At 37.7% G+C, this 1,075-nt stretch carries 1 protein-coding gene; it reads right to left on the minus strand.

Annotated elements, in window-relative coordinates:
- Positions 1-367 precede the first annotated feature (367 nt).
- Positions 368-1,075 (minus strand): transposase (locus FPG59_RS16280; RefSeq protein WP_176330788.1); only part of this gene is annotated, 708 nt, incomplete at its 5' end.

The raw sequence follows: 1,075 nt of genomic DNA on the forward strand, positions 1-1,075 counted from the left end.
ATTATGAAGTGATCAATAATCTTTTTACAGACTTTAATTTGAAAACACTTTCAATAAATAACTTCCTTACTGAAGATGAAAACCGTAGATTATTTATATCTAAGAACATTCATGAAATAACATATTTAATAATGAATGGAATGAACAAGGCCTTCATATAACAGTTAGGGTTTCGTTGCGGCTGAAAGCCGAACAATGAAACCTGTGTTGAACGGAACCGGTCATTGGCAGGAACTATGGAGTTATCGTAAAGTTTAGAGAGAGAATATGAAGAGGATTTAGTATCCTCTTTTTTTTGAAGTAGTTTTAAATATAGTTTTCTAGTGTTTTCATTCACTTTTGGGCACAAATGCCCTTACCCATAAAATTAACTTTTAGAGGAATTTGTAATTTGGCCACCGCCAATATACCATCCCGACGCTTCGGGAGGTGGACCACGCTGGTCAAAGACTGCTATGCGGTGTAAATTTCCTGTTTTACAACACGGACACTTGGGTAAAAAGGGTTTCTTCTCCCGCTTTTCCATGACTTTTACTTGCAGATTTTCCTGCAAAAGCTTCAATTTTTCCCGTTTCCAAGTGCTGCTCAAAAAACCATAGTGGCGTATTTTCACAAAACGTTTGGGTAAAATATGTAATGCAAAACGCCTGATGAATTCCTGATGCGTCAGCGTCATTTGCTTTTTCACGCCCGCTACTCGGTAATCCTTGTAATCAAAAGTTACCTTTTCATTGTCAATCCTTGTGATTCTCTGGTTACTAATGGCGATTTTATGGGTGTATCTTCCTAAATATTCCACTACCGACTTTGTATTTCCAAAAGGTTTCTTTGCAAATACAACCCAAGGTTTTTTCCATAAATCATGACGAATTTGTTCGTAGAGGATAGGTGATTTTGCTTTGAGTTTGGCGCAATATTTAGCCCTAAAAACTTTTGACAAAGCTTTTACTGGGAACAAAAATTTGCCATCGGTTCTGCTATTTTTCCACTGTCCCTCTCTTTTGATTCCACCACCGGGAACAATGCAATGTAGGTGCGGATGCAAACTCAATTGTTGTCCCCACGTATGCAAAAC

Source organism: Flavobacterium sp. FPG59 (assembly GCF_002150205.1).
In the GTDB taxonomy this organism is placed as follows: Bacteria; Bacteroidota; Bacteroidia; order Flavobacteriales; family Flavobacteriaceae; genus Flavobacterium.